This is a genomic window from Pseudomonas germanica (assembly GCF_019614655.1).
Taxonomy (GTDB): domain Bacteria; phylum Pseudomonadota; class Gammaproteobacteria; order Pseudomonadales; family Pseudomonadaceae; genus Aquipseudomonas; species Aquipseudomonas neuropathica.
The window spans coordinates 1269030-1285544 of the sequence record NZ_CP071586.1; the positions used below are offsets into that span (position 1 = coordinate 1269030).

Annotated in this window: 16 protein-coding genes; 11 read left to right on the forward strand and 5 right to left on the reverse strand. The window is 60.0% G+C overall.

The window, feature by feature from the left end:
- Positions 1-34: 34 nt before the first annotated feature.
- The 5 genes from J0G10_RS05440 (at position 35) to tldD (ending at position 8395) form a co-directional block, all read left to right on the forward strand.
- Positions 35-631 (forward strand): Maf family protein, encoded by a 597-nt coding sequence (locus J0G10_RS05440; protein WP_095049747.1) that lies wholly within the window; start codon positions 35-37, stop codon positions 629-631.
- Between the two features lie 58 nt (positions 632-689).
- Entirely contained in the window at positions 690-2147 is a 1458-nt protein-coding gene (gene rng / locus J0G10_RS05445) for a ribonuclease G (RefSeq protein WP_007915369.1), read from the forward strand.
- A gap of 75 nt (positions 2148-2222) precedes the next feature.
- The gene (locus J0G10_RS05450) at positions 2223-6029 is read left to right on the forward strand and encodes a YhdP family protein (RefSeq protein ID WP_220557842.1); all 3807 of its coding nucleotides are present in this window, start codon (positions 2223-2225) and stop codon (positions 6027-6029) included.
- 58 nt (positions 6030-6087) lie between these two features.
- A complete protein-coding gene (locus tag J0G10_RS05455; protein WP_095049749.1) occupies positions 6088-6948 on the forward strand; it encodes a carbon-nitrogen hydrolase family protein in 861 nt (286 codons plus the stop codon).
- 4 nt (positions 6949-6952) lie between these two features.
- Complete coding sequence (gene tldD / locus J0G10_RS05460) at positions 6953-8395, forward strand: metalloprotease TldD (RefSeq protein ID WP_220557853.1); 1443 nt, start codon at positions 6953-6955, stop codon at positions 8393-8395.
- A 51-nt stretch (positions 8396-8446) separates the two neighbouring features.
- Here the strand turns inward: tldD and yjgA are convergent, their stop codons facing one another.
- Positions 8447-8971 (reverse strand): ribosome biogenesis factor YjgA, encoded by a 525-nt coding sequence (gene yjgA / locus J0G10_RS05465; RefSeq protein WP_007915377.1) that lies wholly within the window; start codon positions 8969-8971, stop codon positions 8447-8449.
- Between the two features lie 108 nt (positions 8972-9079).
- Between yjgA and pmbA the strand changes: the two genes are divergently transcribed.
- From pmbA to J0G10_RS05495, 6 genes are all read left to right on the forward strand, one after another.
- Positions 9080-10426 (forward strand): metalloprotease PmbA, encoded by a 1347-nt coding sequence (pmbA, locus tag J0G10_RS05470; protein WP_093435945.1) that lies wholly within the window; start codon positions 9080-9082, stop codon positions 10424-10426.
- A 251-nt stretch (positions 10427-10677) separates the two neighbouring features.
- Positions 10678-11085, forward strand: coding sequence for a FagA protein (locus J0G10_RS05475; protein ID WP_095049750.1), 408 nt, complete (start codon positions 10678-10680; stop codon positions 11083-11085).
- Positions 11066-12442 (forward strand): class II fumarate hydratase, encoded by a 1377-nt coding sequence (locus J0G10_RS05480; RefSeq protein ID WP_220557855.1) that lies wholly within the window; start codon positions 11066-11068, stop codon positions 12440-12442. Before J0G10_RS05475 ends, J0G10_RS05480 begins: the two co-directional genes overlap by 20 nt.
- 27 nt (positions 12443-12469) lie before the next feature.
- Positions 12470-12910 carry a hypothetical protein gene (locus J0G10_RS05485; RefSeq protein ID WP_016984162.1) on the forward strand — a complete coding sequence of 147 codons (441 nt, stop codon included), beginning with the start codon at positions 12470-12472 and terminating at the stop codon, positions 12908-12910.
- A gap of 1 nt (position 12911) precedes the next feature.
- Positions 12912-13523 (forward strand): superoxide dismutase, encoded by a 612-nt coding sequence (locus tag J0G10_RS05490; protein WP_220557856.1) that lies wholly within the window; start codon positions 12912-12914, stop codon positions 13521-13523.
- Positions 13524-13553: 30 nt separating this feature from the next.
- Complete coding sequence (locus J0G10_RS05495) at positions 13554-14447, forward strand: ZIP family metal transporter (protein WP_095049753.1); 894 nt, start codon at positions 13554-13556, stop codon at positions 14445-14447.
- Positions 14448-14526: 79 nt separating this feature from the next.
- Here J0G10_RS05495 and J0G10_RS05500 read toward each other — a convergent pair whose 3' ends face one another.
- The 4 genes from J0G10_RS05500 to hpf are packed head-to-tail and all read right to left on the reverse strand — an operon-like array spanning position 14527 to position 16462.
- The gene (locus J0G10_RS05500; protein WP_008085079.1) at positions 14527-14802 is read right to left on the reverse strand and encodes an HPr family phosphocarrier protein; all 276 of its coding nucleotides are present in this window, start codon (positions 14800-14802) and stop codon (positions 14527-14529) included.
- Positions 14803-14817: 15 nt separating this feature from the next.
- A complete protein-coding gene (gene rapZ / locus J0G10_RS05505) occupies positions 14818-15675 on the reverse strand; it encodes an RNase adapter RapZ (RefSeq protein ID WP_038357533.1) in 858 nt (285 codons plus the stop codon).
- A 2-nt stretch (positions 15676-15677) separates the two neighbouring features.
- The gene (gene ptsN / locus J0G10_RS05510; protein WP_095049754.1) at positions 15678-16142 is read right to left on the reverse strand and encodes a PTS IIA-like nitrogen regulatory protein PtsN; all 465 of its coding nucleotides are present in this window, start codon (positions 16140-16142) and stop codon (positions 15678-15680) included.
- Between the two features lie 11 nt (positions 16143-16153).
- Positions 16154-16462, reverse strand: a complete 309-nt coding sequence (hpf, locus tag J0G10_RS05515; protein ID WP_008085073.1) for a ribosome hibernation-promoting factor, HPF/YfiA family — start codon at positions 16460-16462, stop codon at positions 16154-16156.
- Positions 16463-16515: the final 53 nt, after the last annotated feature.

The following is a 16515-nucleotide window of genomic DNA, read 5'->3' on the forward strand; positions in this document are numbered from 1 at the left end:
GGTGAAGTTGGGCACTGAACAGGGAGATGTTTTGATGAAGCCGCTTTACCTCGCCTCCGGATCGCCGCGTCGCCGTGAATTGCTCACGCAGATCGGCGTTCCGTTCTCCGCCATCAGTGCGGATATCGACGAAACCCCATCACCCGAAGAATTGCCCTCGGCCTATGTCGAACGCTTGGCGCGCGGCAAAGCCGAGGCCGGACGCCACACGGTCGTGTCCACTCAGCCATTCTGCGTGCTGGGTGCCGATACTGCCGTGGTGCTGGACGGCAAAATTCTGGGCAAACCGGTGGACGAAGCCGATGCATGCGCCATGCTGATGATGTTGTCCGGCAAGGAGCATGAAGTGCTGACCGCCATCGCCGTGCTTGAAGACGAGCGCTGCGAGTCGCGGGTGGTGCGCAGTCTGGTGCGGTTTCGCGCGATCAGCATTGAGGAAGCGGCCGCTTACTGGGCCAGTGGCGAGCCACGGGACAAGGCCGGTGGTTATGGCATTCAGGGACTCGGCGCGGTGTTTGTCGCGGGCCTCAATGGCAGTTACTCGGCGGTGGTCGGGTTGCCTGTTTGCGAAACCGCAGAACTGTTAGGCCATTTCGGCATACCCTGTTGGCAAAACCTGAACGCGCCATAAGCGTCGTACCCATCCAGATGCGGCCATTATCGTGAACATGCCTGAACGAGATCCTGCCATGAGTGAAGAGATTCTGATCAACATCACGCCGATGGAGTCGCGCGTGGCGGTGGTCGAAAACGGTGTGCTGCAAGAAGTCCACGTTGAGCGCACACAAAAGCGCGGGATTGTCGGCAACATCTATAAAGGCAAGATCGTCCGCGTGCTGCCGGGTATGCAGGCAGCGTTTGTCGACATCGGCCTGGACCGCGCGGCATTCATTCACGCCGCCGAAATCTCTCTACGTGAAGGTCCTGCGGTCGAAAGTATCAGCGCGCTGGTGCACGAAGGTCAAAGCCTGGTGGTGCAAGTCACCAAGGACCCGATCGGTTCCAAAGGCGCGCGCTTGACCACGCAGCTGTCGATACCTTCGCGTTATCTGGTGTACATGCCACGCACCGCCCACGTCGGCATCTCTTTGAAAATCGAAGACGAAGCCGAACGCGAACGCCTCAAGCAGGTGGTCAGTGATTGCGTGGCCAAGGAAGGCATCAAGGAGGCCGGTGGTTTCATTCTGCGCACCGCCGCCGAAGGCGCTGGCGCCGATGAGATCCTCATGGACATCCGTTACCTGCGACGTCTGTGGGATCAGATCAACGAACAGATCAAAACCATTGCCGCGCCAAGTGTGATTTACGAAGACCTCGGCTTGGCGCTGCGTACATTGCGCGATCTGGTTAACCCGAAAATCGAGAAGATTCGCATCGATTCCCGGGAAACCTTCCAGAAAACCACGCAGTTCGTCGCCGAACTGATGCCGGAAATCGCCGATCGTCTGGAACACTACCCGGGTGAACGACCGATTTTCGACCTCTATGGCGTCGAAGACGAAATCCAAAAAGCCCTCGAACGCAAGGTGCCGCTGAAATCCGGTGGCTATCTGGTGGTGGATCCGGCGGAAGCCATGACCACCATCGATGTGAACACCGGGGCTTTCGTCGGCCATCGCAACCTCGAAGAAACCATCTTCAAGACCAATCTCGAAGCGGCCACCGCGATTGCCCGGCAAATGCGCCTGCGCAACCTGGGCGGGATCATCATCATCGACTTCATCGACATGGAAGATGAAGAGCATCAACGCCAAGTGTTGCGCACGCTGGAAAAACAACTGGAACGAGATCACGCCAAGACCAACATCATCGGCATCACCGAATTGGGCCTGGTGCAGATGACGCGCAAGCGTACTCGGGAAAGTCTGGAGCAGGTGCTGTGCGAACCGTGCAGCAGCTGTCAGGGGCGCGGAAAACTGAAGACTGCAGAAACCATCTGTTACGAGATTTTCCGCGAGATTCTCCGCGAGGCCCGGGCCTATCAGGCTGAGGGTTATCGTGTGTTGGCGAACCAGAAAGTGGTGGATCGCTTGCTTGACGAAGAATCCGGTAACGTCGCCGAGCTTGAAGGGTTTATCGGTCGCACCATACGCTTCCAGGTGGAAACCATGTATTCCCAGGAACAATATGACGTGGTGCTGCTCTGATCCCCTGCGTCACTTTTATTCCACCGCGGCTGGCCTCAGCTTTTCGCAGTATTTTTGCCATGGGAGCCAACTGACATGGAGCGTCTGACACGCATTTTGGCCACATTCACCCGCTGGGGGCTGGGCCTGTGCGCGTTGGTTCTGGTGTTGATGGCGTTGTACGTCAGTCTCGGTCGTGAGCTGACCCCGTTGGTGGCCGAATATCGCGCCGACATCGAAGACAAGGCCAGTGCCGCCCTCGGCATGCCGTTGCAGATCGGCGAACTTGAAGGCAACTGGAGCGGTTTTGCGCCGATCCTGCTGGCCCATGATGTGATGGTCGGCGCTGGCGCCAATGCGTTGCGTCTGGATCGGGTACGGGCGGTACCGGATCTGTGGGCCAGCCTGCTGGCGCGCGAAGTGCGCATTGCCCACCTTGAACTCAACGGCCTGAAAATCAGCCTCAAGGAAGCCGAGGACGGCAGTTGGGCGCTGGAAGGCTTGCCGGTGCAGAACGATCAACCGCTCGACCCGCAGCAACTGTTCAATCGCTCGCAAATGATTCAGCAACTGTCGGTGCTCGACAGTCAGGTGACCCTGCAACCGCTGGATCACGCGCCGCTGACCCTAACTTATGTCGGCCTTAATCTGAAAACCGGCGCCAGCCGTCAACGGCTCGATGCGCGTTTGACCTTGCCGGATGGCCAGCCCGTTGCACTGAGCCTGCGCACGCGGATTCGCCCCGAGCAATTGAAGGACAGTGTGGTGGACGGTTACGCCAGCCTGCCGCAAAGCGACTGGTCGAAATGGCTGCCAGAGCGTCTTACCCAACAATGGAATTTTTCCGAGATCAAAGCCGGCGGCGAACTCTGGGTCAATTGGGCCAAGGGCACGCTGCAGAGTGCTGCGTTACGCTTGAATGCTCCGCAACTGACCGGCGCCTATGCCGATCGCAAGCCGATCCAGATCAATAATCTGGCGCTTAACGCCTACTACGAGAACAGTGCCGAGGGCGCGACCGTTACCCTCGATGCACTGGCGATGAGTTTCGGCGAAAGCCGTTGGGAGTCGCATGTACAACTGAAGCAGACGCGCGCGACCGACAAGGTGGACGAGCTCTGGCACTTGCAAGCGGATCGTCTCGATCTGACTCCGATCACCCCGTTGCTCAATGCGTTGGGGCCGTTGCCGCAAGGTTTCGCTACGGCTGTCGATCATCTGAAAGTCACCGGTGGCCTGCGTAACGTGCTGCTGGATTTCCGCCCCAATGCCACCGATGGCAATAAGTTCAGTTTCGCCACCAATCTGGACAATGTCGGTTTCGACGCCTATCACGGCGCTCCGGCGGCTCGAAACGTCAGCGGTAGCCTCAGCGGCAACCTCGACGGTGGCGAGTTGCGCATGGACAGCAAGGATTTTGTCCTGCACCTCGACCCGATTTTCGCTAAGCCATGGCAGTACATTCAGGCCAATGCACGCCTGACCTGGAAGCTCGACAAAGACGGCTTCACCCTGATCGCTCCGTACCTGAAGGTGCTTGGCGAGGAGGGCAAGATTGCCGGCGATTTCCTGATACGCCTGCATTTCGACCATAGCCAGGAAGACTACATGGACCTGCGGGTCGGTCTGGTCGATGGCGACGGTCGTTATACCGCCAAATATCTCCCCGAAGTGCTTAGTCCAGCACTCGACGAGTGGCTGCGTACGGCCATTCTCAAAGGTGCGGTCGACCAGGGTTTCTTCCAGTATCAGGGATCGCTGAGCAAAAATGCCGGGGAGGCCGACCGCAGCATCAGCCTGTTCTTCAAAGTGCACGACGCTGAACTGGCCTTCCAGCCGGGCTGGCCGCACGTAAGCAAGGTCAGTGGCGATGTGTTTATCGAAGACAGCGGTGTGCGGATCTGGGCTGACAAGGGCCAGTTGCTCGACACTCAGGTCAGCGATGTCTTCGTCAATATTCCCCATGTGCCGGCCGGACAACATACGCACATGTATCTCGATGGCGGGTTTGCCGGCGGCCTCGGTGATGGTCTGAAAATTCTTCAGGACGCACCGATCGGCACCGGTGAAACCTTTGCCGGATGGGAAGGGGCGGGGGATCTGCAAGGCAAGCTCAAACTGGACATCCCGCTGGACAAGGGCGGCGATCTGCCGAAGATTCTGGTCGACTTCAAAACCGCCAATGCGCGCCTGAAACTCGCCGAGCCAAAGCTGGAGCTGACGCAACTCAAAGGCGATTTCCGTTTCGACAGCGCCAAAGGACTCAGCGGGCAGAACATCGCCGCGCGGGCGTTCGACAAACCGGTAACCGCACAGATCTTCGCCGATGGCAGCCCCGGCAAGCTCAAGACCCGGGTCGCCGCATCCGGTCAGGTCGAAGTGAAGAAACTCACCGACTGGCTGGGCGTGACACAACCACTGCCGGTCTCCGGAACCATTCCTTATCAGTTGCAATTGAATCTGGACGGCGCCGACAGCCAGTTGATGGTCAGCTCCAGCATGAAGGGTGTGGCGGTGGATCTGCCGGCACCGTTCGGTATGGCGGCAGATGTCGGACGCGATACCGTGTTCCGCATGACCTTGCAGGGGCAGGAGCGGCGTTATTGGTTCAACTACGACCAACTGGCCAATTTCACCTTCGCGGCACCGCCGAGCAATTTTGCCGAGGGCCGGGGTGAATTGTTCCTCGGTGCCGGCGAAGCGGTGCTGCCGGGCGCCAAAGGCTTGCGGATTCGCGGCGTGCTCTCGGAACTGGACGTCGCGCCGTGGCAGGATCTGGTGAACAAATACGCCGGGCAGGATCCGGGCGGCAGCGCCAAGCAATTGCTCAACAGTGCTGATTTCAAGGTCGGTAAGCTCACGGCATTCGGGACCACGCTGGATCAGGCGTCGGTTCAGGTCAATCGCAAGCCGGGCGCGTGGAATCTGTCCCTCGATAGCCAGCAGGCCAAAGGCTCGGCGAACCTGCCGGATGCCAAAGCCGTGCCGATTGCGGTCAATCTGCAATACGTGAAGCTGCCGGCGCCGGACCCGACGGTGCAGGCTGACGAGAATTCGCCGGACCCTTTGGTTTCGGTGGATCCGACGAAGATTCCAGCGCTGGATATCACGATCAATCAACTGTTTCTGGGGCCGGATCTGGTCGGTGGCTGGTCTTTGAAAGTGCGACCAACCGCCAAGGGCATCGCCCTGAATAATCTCGACATGGGCCTCAAAGGCATCCTGTTGCAGGGCAATGGCGGCTGGGAGGGTGCGCCCGGGGCGACCAATAGCTGGTTCAAGGGCCGGATTGGCGGCAAGAACCTCGCCGATGTGCTCAAGGGCTGGGGCTTTGCGCCGAGCGTGACCAGCGAAGAATTTCATATGGACGTCGACGGCCGTTGGCCGGGCTCGCCGGCCTGGCTGGCGACCAAGCGCTTCTCCGGCACGCTCGATGCGTCGTTGAACAAAGGTCAGTTTGTTGAAGTAGAGGGCGGCGCGCAGGCGTTGCGAGTATTTGGCCTGCTTAACTTCAACTCCATCGGCCGGCGTCTGCGTCTGGACTTCTCCGATCTGTTCGGCAAAGGCTTGAGCTACGACCGGGTCAAAGGCCTGTTGGTGGCGAACAATGGTGTGTATGTCACCCGTGAGCCGATTCGCCTGACCGGTCCTTCGAGCAACCTTGAGCTGGACGGTACGCTGGACCTGGTCGGCGACAAGGTCGATGCCAAGTTGCTGGTGACCTTGCCGGTGACCAACAACCTGCCGATTGCCGCGTTGATCGTTGGCGCACCGGCGGTCGGCGGCGCGTTGTTCCTGATCGACAAACTGATCGGTGACCGTGTGGCGCGCTTTGCCAGTGTGAAATACACCGTCAAAGGCCCATGGAAAGAGCCGAAAATCACCTTCGACAAGCCTTTTTGAACAGCCAGCCACTGAACCGATGGAGTAGCATGGCCGCATATCTCTTGCGGAGTTCGCCATGTCTTTAGCGGTGATTCAAATGGTCAGCCAGAGCGACGTGCTGGCCAATCTGGCTCAGGCCCGGCGCCTGCTCGAACAGGCAGCGGCCGGTGGCGCGAAGCTGGCGGTGCTGCCGGAAAACTTCGCCGCCATGGGCCGTCGCGACGTCGCTGACATCGGCCGTGCCGAAGCATTGGGCGAAGGACCGATCCTGCCGTGGTTGAAACAGACCGCCCGCGACCTCAAGTTATGGATAGTGGCCGGTACTTTGCCCTTGCCTCCAGTGGATCAGCCGACGGCCAAAGCCAATGCCTGCTCGCTGCTGGTCGATGAACAGGGCGAAGTCGTTGCACGCTATGACAAGTTGCATCTGTTCGATGTCGATGTGGCGGACAATCGCGGCCGTTATCGCGAATCCGATGACTATGCTTATGGCAGTGGCGTTGTCGTTGCCGATACGCCCGTGGGGCGAGTCGGTCTGACCGTGTGTTATGACTTGCGCTTTCCCGAGCTGTACAGCGAATTACGTGCCGCCGGTGCAGAGTTGATTACCGCACCGTCAGCTTTTACTGCGGTGACCGGCGCAGCGCATTGGGATGTGCTGATTCGCGCACGCGCCATCGAGACACAGTGTTATGTGCTTGCCGCAGCACAAGGCGGAACCCATCCGGGGCCGCGAGAAACCTTCGGCCATGCGGCGATTATCGATCCGTGGGGCCGTGTGCTGGCGAGTCAGGATCAAGGCGAAGCGGTGTTGTTGGCCGAGCGCGATAGCAATGAACAAGCGTCCATCAGGGCGCGAATGCCGGTGACGCGTCATCGGCGGTTTTTCTCGCAGGGCGCACAGCGGCCTGCCTCAGAACACGAATTTAAGGCGTAAACCTATGAGCGAGTTGTTGTCCTCAGTCAGTGATCACCTGTTGGCGCCCGGCGGCGTGACGATCGAGAGTCTGCAAGGCGTGCTCGGCGATCTGGCCGGCCCCGGCATCGATGCGGCGGATCTGTATTTCCAAGGGCAGATTTCCGAGTCCTGGGCGCTGGAAGACGGCATCGTCAAGGAAGGCAGCTTCAACCTTGATCAGGGTGTCGGCGTACGCGCGCAGTCCGGTGAGAAAACCGGTTTCGCCTACAGCAACGCGATCACCCTCGAAGCCCTCGGCGCAGCCGCCCGCGCGGCGCGGTCGATCTCCCGGGCCGGGCAGAACGGCACAGTCCAGGCGTTTACCACTCAAGATGTTGCACACTTATACGCGCCGGATAACCCGCTGGAAGTGTTGAGCCGCGCCGAGAAAGTCGAGCTGCTCAAGCGCATCGATGTCGCCACCCGCGCGCTCGACCCGCGTATCCAGCAGGTCAGTGTGAGCATGGCAGGGGTCTGGGAGCGGATTCTGGTGGCCTCCACCGACGGCGGGCTGGCGGCGGATGTACGGCCGCTGGTGCGATTCAATGTCAGCGTGATCGTTGAGCAGAATGGCCGTCGCGAGCGTGGCGGGCATGGCGGCGGCGGGCGTACCGATTACCGTTATTTCCTTGCCGAAGACCGCGCCATGGGCTATGCCCGTGAAGCGTTGCGCCAGGCGCTGGTGAATCTGGAAGCGATTCCGGCGCCGGCCGGTACGTTGCCGGTGGTGTTGGGTTCGGGCTGGTCCGGTGTGCTGTTGCACGAAGCGGTCGGCCACGGTCTGGAAGGCGATTTCAACCGCAAGGGCAGCTCGGCGTACAGCGGTCGCATGGGTGAAATGGTTGCGTCGAAACTCTGCACCATCGTCGATGACGGCACCTTGAGCGGCCGTCGCGGTTCGCTGAGCGTTGACGACGAGGGCACGCCGACCGAGTGCACCACGCTGATCGAAAATGGCGTACTCAAAGGCTACATGCAGGACAAACTCAACGCGCGCCTGATGGGCGTGGCTCGCACCGGCAACGGGCGCCGGGAGTCCTATGCGCATCTGCCGATGCCGCGAATGACCAACACCTACATGCTCGGCGGCGAAAGCGATCCGGCGGAAATCATTGCTTCGGTGAAGAAGGGCATTTACTGCGCCAACCTCGGCGGTGGTCAGGTCGACATCACCAGCGGCAAGTTCGTGTTCTCCACCAGTGAGGCGTATCTGATCGAAGACGGCAAGATCACTGCGCCGGTCAAAGGCGCGACGTTGATCGGCAACGGCCCCGAGGCGATGAGCCGGGTGTCGATGGTCGGTAACGATCTGGCGCTGGACAGCGGTGTGGGCACGTGCGGCAAGGATGGGCAGTCGGTGCCGGTAGGCGTCGGTCAGCCGACGTTGAAGATCGATGCGATCACCGTGGGTGGCACGGGCGCATAAGAAGAGGTGGAGCTTCGGGTGGCGCGCAGGGCGGCCACCCGGTGGCGAATATCAACGCAGACCGCGTTGAGTTTCGTCCAGCTCACGGATGTACTTGAAGATCTTGCGGCTGGAAGCAGGAGGTTTGTTTTGCGCAACCTCATGCTGAGCCTGACGGATCAGGGAACGCAGTTGCTGGCGATCGGCGTCCGGATACTCGACGACGAATTTTTCCAGCACGGCATCGTCGCCCGCGATCAGGCGATCACGCCAGCGTTCGAGATTGTGGAAACGCTCGTTGTACTGGCGAGTGGAGGCATCAAGTTGATCGAGCAAGGTCAGAATCGCGTCAGTGTCCTGATCGCGCATCAGTTTGCCGATGAACTGCAGGTGCCGTTTACGCGCGATGTTCGCGGTGTGCTTGGGCGCATCGGCCAAAGCCCGGCGCATGGCGTCGGTCAGCGGCAGTTTTGCGATCAAGTCTGGCTTGAGTGTTGTCAGGCGCTCGCCGAGGTCAACCAGAGCATGCAGCTCGCGTTTGACCTGAGATTTGCTTTTTTCTCCCGTATCGAGGGAGTCGTCGTAAGAATCAACCATGGTGGCAGTCCGCAAAGAAACGCCGCCATGATAACCAGTCGGGGGCCGCTTGTCCGGCCCGGTCGCTCGATGACCCCAGCCGAAAGCAGAATTTGAGTGGAGATGAGCATGAGTGCAGTTCAAAGCGTCGGCCCGCAGGCATTGCCGGCACTGCAGGAACAAGTCGAGCAGATCATCGCCGAAGCCAAGCGTCAGGGCGCCAGTGCCTGTGAAGTCGCGGTGTCGCTGGAGCAGGGACTGTCGACGTCGGTGCGTCAGCGCGAAGTCGAAACGGTCGAATTCAACCGCGATCAGGGTTTTGGCATCACGTTGTATGTGGGCCAGCGCAAGGGCTCGGCCAGCACGTCCGCCACCGGGCCTGACGCGATTCGCGAAACCGTCGCTGCCGCACTGGCAATCGCCAAACACACTTCCGAAGACGAAGCCTCGGGCCTGGCTGATGCGGCGTTGATGGCCAAGGAACAACACGATTTTGACCTGTTCCACGAGTGGGATATCACCCCGGAGCAGGCCATCGAGAAGGCCTTGCTCTGTGAAGCGGCGGCATTCGACGCCGATGCGCGGATCAAGAACGCCGACGGCACCACGCTCAGCACTCATCAGGGCTGCCGCGTGTACGGCAACAGCCACGGATTCATTGGTGGCTACGCATCGACGCGGCACAGCCTGAGTTGCGTGATGATTGCCGAGGCCGATGGCCAGATGCAGCGCGATTACTGGTATGACGTAAACCGTCAGGGCACTTTGCTCGCGGATCCGGTAAGCATCGGCCAGCGTGCTGCGCAACGGGCGGCGAGCCGTCTGGGCGCGCGTCCGGTGCCGACTTGCGAAGTGCCGGTGCTGTTTTCCGCAGAACTGGCGGGTGGTCTGTTTGGCAGTTTCCTCTCGGCGGTGTCCGGCGGCAGCCTGTATCGCAAGTCGTCCTTCCTTGAAGGCACTCTGGGGCAGAAGCTGTTCCCGGAATGGCTGACCATCGATGAGCGTCCGCACCTGATGCGCGCGATGGGCAGTGCTTCCTACGACGGTGATGGTCTGGCGACGTATGCCAAACCGTTCGTCGAAAAGGGCGAGTTGGTGTCGTACATCCTCGGCACGTACTCCGGACGTAAACTCGGTATGCCGAGCACGGCCAACGCAGGCGGCGTACACAACCTGTTCGTCACCCATGGCGATGAAGACCAGGCTGCACTGTTGAAGCGCATGGGCCGTGGCTTGCTGGTCACTGAATTGATGGGCCATGGCTTGAACATGGTCACCGGCGACTATTCGCGCGGGGCGGCGGGTTTCTGGGTCGAGAACGGTGAAATTCAGTTCGCCGTGCAGGAAGTGACCATCGCCGGCAATATGCGCGACATGTTCAAGCAGATCGTCGCGGTCGGTAATGATCTGGAGCTGCGCAGCAACATTCGCACCGGTTCGGTGTTGATCGAGCGGATGACCGTCGCGGGCAGCTAAACCCCGGCCGTCACACACAAAAGGCGCGCCACCTCATCGGGTGGCGCGCCTTTTTTATTGGCTCCATATAAAACCAATGTGGGAGCGAGCCTGCTCGCGAAAGCGATTTCACGGCCGACCGCAGTGGTGACTGACAGGACGCCTTCGCGAGCAGGCTCGCTCGCACCCTGAAATCTGCATCGCTCGGCACTCTTGTTTTGGTTCTCATTATCATCTAATAATAAATCTCATTATCGGATGAGCCCCGGATCATGAGTTCTGCCTTGCACGAGCAGCCGTACCTCGAAAGCTGGCGCTGGATGAGTCGCCAGATCCGTTGCGCGATGGATCCCGACGAACCGCGCCTGATCGAACACTATCTGGCCGAAGGCCGGTATCTGGCCTGTTGTACGGCAACTTCTCCCTGGACCATCGCTGAAACCTCCTTCCGTCTGCTGCTCGACACGGCCACCGATATCGCCTTGCCGTGGCACTGGCGCAGCTTCTGTCTCGATCAAGCTTGGCGTCCGCTGCGTGAAATGGAGCGCCTGTCCCTGTGCAAATGCCGGCTCCAACGTTGGCAACGCTACACCTGGCAGCTCGCCACGTGCGAACTGCTGCCCTCGATTCCTCTTATTGAACTGGTGCAAGGATTTTCAGATGACCAAGACACGTATTGAGCGCGACAGCATGGGCGAACTGCAGGTGCCGGTGGGCGCTCTCTACGGCGCGCAAACCCAGCGCGCGGTGGATAACTTCCCGATTAGCGGCAAACCGATGCCGACGCAATTCATCCGCGCGCTGATCCTCGCCAAAGCCGCCGCCGCCCGCGCCAACGTTGAACTCAACCAGATCAGCGCCGCCCAGGGCAAAGCCATCAGCGACGCCGCGCAAGGTCTGCTCGAAGGCGACTTCATGCAGCATTTCCCGGTGGACATCTTCCAGACCGGTTCCGGCACCAGTTCCAACATGAACGCCAACGAAGTGATCGCCACCCTGGCCAGCCGTCTGCTCGGCGAGCCGGTCAACGCCAACGATCACGTCAACTGCGGGCAAAGCAGCAACGACATCATCCCGACCACCATCCACGTCAGTGCTGCGCTGGCCCTGCACGAACAACTGCTGCCGGCGCTGCTGCACCTGGTGCAAGTGATCGAGCAAAAAGCTGCGCAAGTGCATCACCACGTCAAAACCGGTCGCACGCATTTGATGGACGCGATGCCGGTGCGCATGAGCCAGGTACTGAACGGTTGGGCGCAGCAGCTCAAGGCCAACATCAGTCATCTGCAGGATTTGCTGCCAAGCCTGCAATCCCTAGCGCAGGGCGGCACGGCGGTCGGCACCGGGATCAACGCGCATCCTGAATTCGCCGCACGTTTCAGCCGCCAGTTGAGTCAATTGACCGACGTGGAATTCACCCCGGGCAAGGATCTGTTCGCGCTGATCGGCTCGCAGGACACCGCCGTCGCCGTCTCCGGCCAGCTCAAGGCCACTGCGGTGTCGCTGATGAAAATCGCCAACGACCTGCGCTGGATGAACTCCGGCCCGCTCGCCGGCCTCGGCGAAATCGAACTGGAAGCCCTGCAACCGGGTTCGTCGATCATGCCGGGCAAGGTCAATCCGGTGATCCCGGAAGCCACCGCCATGGTCGCCGCGCAAGTGATCGGCAACGACTCGGTGATTACCATCGCCGGTCAGTCGGGCAATTTCGAACTGAATGTGATGCTGCCGATCATCGCGCAGAACCTACTGAGCAGCATCGAGCTGCTGGCCAATTCCAGCCGCTTGCTCGGCGACAAAGCCATCGCCAGCTTCAAGGTGAACGAGTCGCGCCTTAAAGAAGCGTTGTCGCGCAACCCGATTCTGGTGACCGCGCTCAACCCGATCATCGGTTACCAGAAAGCCGCCGAAATCGCCAAGCAGGCCTACAAGGAAGGCCGTGCGGTGATCGACGTCGCCCTGGAACACACCGACCTGTCGCGCAGCCAACTGGAAGAGTTGCTCAACCCCGAGAAACTCACCGCCGGCGGCGTGTAAACCCCGCAACCGCTTTGGAGGCTCACCATGGAGCACTGGAAACGCACGATCGAACGGGCCAATCGCTGCTTCATGCTCGGCGAACTGATCGACGCCCGTGAGGCTTACCTGCAAGCCCTGGCCCTGGCGCAAGTGTTGTTCGAACGCTGGGCGGATGCCGACGAGGCGGTGGCGGCTTGCGTCATCTCCCACCACAACCTGGCCGATCTGCACTTGCGCCTGAATCAGCCGGAGGAGAGCGCCGAATACCTCTGCGCCATCCATCAACGCTTGTTGCAGACCATGCAGGACGAACGTCAGCGCCTGGCCTTGCGTGAAGCAGCGCTGCGCCAGAGCAGCAAGACTTACGTCGAGCTGTTGAATTTCATCAGCGAGCACGGTGAATACCCGCGCACCCAACGCCTGCTGCATCCGGATACCGGCAATGCGCGCCGCGCGCCTGCCCCCCATCACCATGGAGTCCATTGAAATGGCTTTTACCTTGCCTGTTTTGCCTTACGCCTACGACGCGCTCGAACCGCACATCGATGCGCAGACTATGGAGATCCACTACACCAAGCATCACCAGACCTACATCAACAACCTCAACGCCGCCGTTGAAGGCACTGAATACGCCGAGTGGCCGGTGGAAAAACTCGTCGCCAGTGTTCAGCAATTGCCGGAAAAACTGCGTGCGGCGGTGATCAATCAGGGCGGCGGTCACGCCAACCACTCATTGTTCTGGGAGGTCATGGTACCCAACGGTGGCGGCAAACCCGACGGTGCGCTGGCCAAGGCCATCGATGAGCAATTGGGCGGCCTCGACAGTTTCAAGGAAGCCTTCACCAAAGCCGCGCTAACCCGCTTCGGTAGCGGCTGGGCCTGGCTGAGCGTGACCCCGGAGAAAAAACTGGTGGTGGAAAGCAGCGGCAACCAGGACAGTCCGTTGATGAATGGCAATACGCCGATTCTCGGACTCGATGTCTGGGAGCACGCCTACTACCTGCGGTATCAGAACCGTCGGCCGGAATACATCAACGCTTTTTACAACGTGATCAATTGGCCTGAAGTCGCTGCGCGTTATCAGGCTGCGCTGGTTTAAGTCTTCTATAAAAACAATCCAAGGCTGACTATGGGCACTGAAACACTGGCGATCGGAAGTGGGCGTATGTTTCGTTACGCAGTAGGATCGCTGTTGCTGTTGGCGGGCATGACTTTGCTGGTCGCCCACGGACTGGAATGGCTGAATCTGGAACCGAGGCTGTTGCGGGCGTTGCAGGGCGGCGCGATCTGCGCCCTCGGCACGGCGCTCGGAGCTGTGCCAGTGCTGGTGATTCGGCGGATGCCGCAGACACTCAGTGATACGTTGCTGGGTTTTGGTGCCGGGGTGATGCTCGCGGCGACGGCGTTTTCGCTGATCGTGCCGGGCATTGCTGCCGCCGAAAACCTCGGACTGACACCGTGGGGCGCCAGCGGCCTGATCTGCTTAGGCATCATGCTGGGGGCGTTCGGGCTGTATCTGGTCGATCGCAAGGTTTCCGGCGCGTCCCCGGAAATGCTCGTCGGCACCGTCGAGCATCCGGTGATTCCGCCACGGATCTGGCTGTTCGTGTTCGCCATCATTGCCCATAACATCCCTGAAGGCATGGCCGTTGGCGTTTCTGCTGGCGGCGGCATGCCGGATGCGGACAGCCTGGCCATGGGTATCGCTTTGCAGGATGTCCCGGAAGGTCTGGTGATTGCGCTGGTGTTGGCCGGGGCGGGGATGTCGCGGGTCAGGGCGTTTCTGATCGGCGCGGCGTCAGGTCTGGTCGAACCGGTGTTTGCGCTGTTGTGTGCCTGGCTGGTCAGTCTGGCGCAGGTGTTGTTGCCGTTAGGTCTGGCATTGGCTGCGGGGGCGATGTTGCTGGTGGTGACGCACGAAGTGATTCCCGAGTCGCGACGCAATGGTCATGACAAACTGGCCAGTCTTGGTCTGTTGATCGGGTTTTGTCTGATGATGGTGATGGATACGGCGTTGGGTTGAAGATCAAAAGATCGCAGCCTGCGGCAGCTCCTACGAGGGGATTGGTGCGACATGGGCTGCGACTTTTTGATTTTGGCTGTCAGCCGCCTTCGTCGAAGTAGTTGTTGATCAACGCCACCAGCGCATCCAGCGCTTCCTGTTCCTGATGCCCTTCGGTACTCAGATAGATCTTGGTGCCCTTGCCAGCCGCCAGCATCATCATCGCCATGATGCTTTTGCCATCAACCGTGGTCTCTGGTGTACGACCCACTCTGATCGTGCAATCCGGATACTGCCCGGCCACTCCAACAAACTTGGCCGATGCGCGGGCATGCAGGCCCAGCTTGTTGATGATTTCGATTTCCAGAGCAGGCATCGCGGTGTGAATCCTTTAAGTGAGGTCGCGGTGGCGAACCTGGACGTTCTTCAGGGTTTTCTGCAGGGCCTGACCCAGACGTTCGGTCAGGTAGACGGAGCGGTGATGCCCGCCGGTGCAGCCAATGGCAATGGTGACGTAAGCGCGGTTGCTCGCGGCGAAGCGCGGCAGCCACTTGTGCAGGTAGGTGAAGATGTCCTGAAACATTTCTTCGACCTCCGGCTGTGCCGCCAGGTATTCAGCCACCGGCGCATCGAGACCCGATTGCGCGCGCAGTTCCGGCTTCCAGTACGGATTGGGCAGGCAGCGCACATCGAACACCAGATCCGCATCCACCGGCATGCCGCGCTTGAAGCCGAAGGACTCGACCAGAAATGCGGTCCCCGGCTCCGGTTGGTTCAGCAGACGCAGCTTGATGGAGTCGCGCAACTGGTACAGGTTCAGATTGGTGGTGTTGATCTTCAGGTCGGCGAGGTCGGCAATCGGGCCGAGCAGGGCGGTTTCATCCTGGATCGCCTCGGCCAGTGAGCGGTTGGCGTTGCTCAGCGGGTGACGACGGCGGGTTTCGGAGAAACGCTTGAGCAGGGTTTCTTCGTCGGCGTCCAGATACAGGACGTCGCATTGGATGTGTTTGGCCCGGACATCTTCAAGCAGTTCGGGAAAGCGTGTCAGGTGGCTCGGCAGGTTGCGCGCATCGATGGACACGGCTACCAGCGGCTGCGCCAGTTCCGTGTGAATCAGCGCGCGTTCGGCCAGTTCCGGCAGCAAACCTGCGGGCAGGTTGTCGATGCAGTAATAGCCGTTGTCCTCAAGGACATCCAGAGCCGTACTTTTACCCGAGCCGGAACGGCCGCTGACGATGATCAAGCGCATGATTAGTGCCCGTTCTGCTCGTCCAGGACAACCTGATACAAGGCTTCATTGCTTGGAGCGCTGCGCAGTTTTTCACGCACTTCCTTGCGATCGAGCATGCTTGCGATCTGGCGCAGCAGCTCCAGGTGCGCATCGGTGGCAGCCTCCGGGACCAGCAAAACAAACAGCAGGTCAACCGGTGCGCCGTCAATGGCGTCGAAATCAATCGGAGCATCAAGGTGCATCAGCGCACTGATCGGTGCAGTGCAACCCTTGAGGCGGCAATGGGGAATGGCGATGCCGTTACCAAAACCGGTGGAACCGAGTTTTTCACGGGCAATCAACGCCTCGAAGACATCTTGCATCTCCAGATCCGCCACTTCGCGGGCGATCAGGTTGGCAATTTGTTCGAGGGCTTTCTTTTTACTGCCGCCCGGCACGTTCACGAGGGAACGGCCGGGGGTCAGGATACTTTCAAGTCGGATCATGGGGTGGGGGGTTATCGACCGGTAGCGCCCTGGAGCAGGCTCTGGGTCTTTTCCTTATGCTTTTTGAGTTGTTTATCCAGCTTGTCGGTCAAGGCGTCGATCGCCGCGTACATATCGGTATGTTCCGCGTTGGCGACCACTTCGCTGCCGGGTATATGCAAGGTGGCTTCGATTTTCTGCTTCAGCTTTTCGACGCACATCGTGACTTGCACGTTGGTGATCTTGTCGAAATGGCGCTCCAGTCGTTGGAGTTTTTCCTCGATGTAGGAACGCAGAGGTTGGGTCACTTCCAGTTGGTGTCCACTGATGTTGACTTGCATACAGCTTCTCCTTCGTTGCCAGTGCATAAAGCGGCAGGCCGGATAGCCTGCCA

What these genes read in the sequence shown, in the direction of transcription:
- J0G10_RS05480 (WP_220557855.1), top strand. Translation starts at nt 11,066, where the DNA reads ATGACCAAGACACGTATTGAGCGCGACAGCATGGGCGAACTGCAGGTG.
- J0G10_RS05490 (WP_220557856.1), top strand. Translation starts at nt 12,912, where the DNA reads ATGGCTTTTACCTTGCCTGTTTTGCCTTACGCCTACGACGCGCTCGAA.
- J0G10_RS05475 (WP_095049750.1), top strand. Translation starts at nt 10,678, where the DNA reads ATGAGTTCTGCCTTGCACGAGCAGCCGTACCTCGAAAGCTGGCGCTGG.
- rapZ (WP_038357533.1), bottom strand. Translation starts at nt 15,675, where the DNA reads ATGCGCTTGATCATCGTCAGCGGCCGTTCCGGCTCGGGTAAAAGTACG.
- J0G10_RS05455 (WP_095049749.1), top strand. Translation starts at nt 6,088, where the DNA reads ATGTCTTTAGCGGTGATTCAAATGGTCAGCCAGAGCGACGTGCTGGCC.
- tldD (WP_220557853.1), top strand. Translation starts at nt 6,953, where the DNA reads ATGAGCGAGTTGTTGTCCTCAGTCAGTGATCACCTGTTGGCGCCCGGC.
- pmbA (WP_093435945.1), top strand. Translation starts at nt 9,080, where the DNA reads ATGAGTGCAGTTCAAAGCGTCGGCCCGCAGGCATTGCCGGCACTGCAG.
- J0G10_RS05440 (WP_095049747.1), top strand. Translation starts at nt 35, where the DNA reads ATGAAGCCGCTTTACCTCGCCTCCGGATCGCCGCGTCGCCGTGAATTG.
- J0G10_RS05485 (WP_016984162.1), top strand. Translation starts at nt 12,470, where the DNA reads ATGGAGCACTGGAAACGCACGATCGAACGGGCCAATCGCTGCTTCATG.
- ptsN (WP_095049754.1), bottom strand. Translation starts at nt 16,142, where the DNA reads ATGATCCGACTTGAAAGTATCCTGACCCCCGGCCGTTCCCTCGTGAAC.
- J0G10_RS05495 (WP_095049753.1), top strand. Translation starts at nt 13,554, where the DNA reads ATGGGCACTGAAACACTGGCGATCGGAAGTGGGCGTATGTTTCGTTAC.
- hpf (WP_008085073.1), bottom strand. Translation starts at nt 16,462, where the DNA reads ATGCAAGTCAACATCAGTGGACACCAACTGGAAGTGACCCAACCTCTG.
- yjgA (WP_007915377.1), bottom strand. Translation starts at nt 8,971, where the DNA reads ATGGTTGATTCTTACGACGACTCCCTCGATACGGGAGAAAAAAGCAAA.
- J0G10_RS05500 (WP_008085079.1), bottom strand. Translation starts at nt 14,802, where the DNA reads ATGCCTGCTCTGGAAATCGAAATCATCAACAAGCTGGGCCTGCATGCC.
- rng (WP_007915369.1), top strand. Translation starts at nt 690, where the DNA reads ATGAGTGAAGAGATTCTGATCAACATCACGCCGATGGAGTCGCGCGTG.
- J0G10_RS05450 (WP_220557842.1), top strand. Translation starts at nt 2,223, where the DNA reads ATGGAGCGTCTGACACGCATTTTGGCCACATTCACCCGCTGGGGGCTG.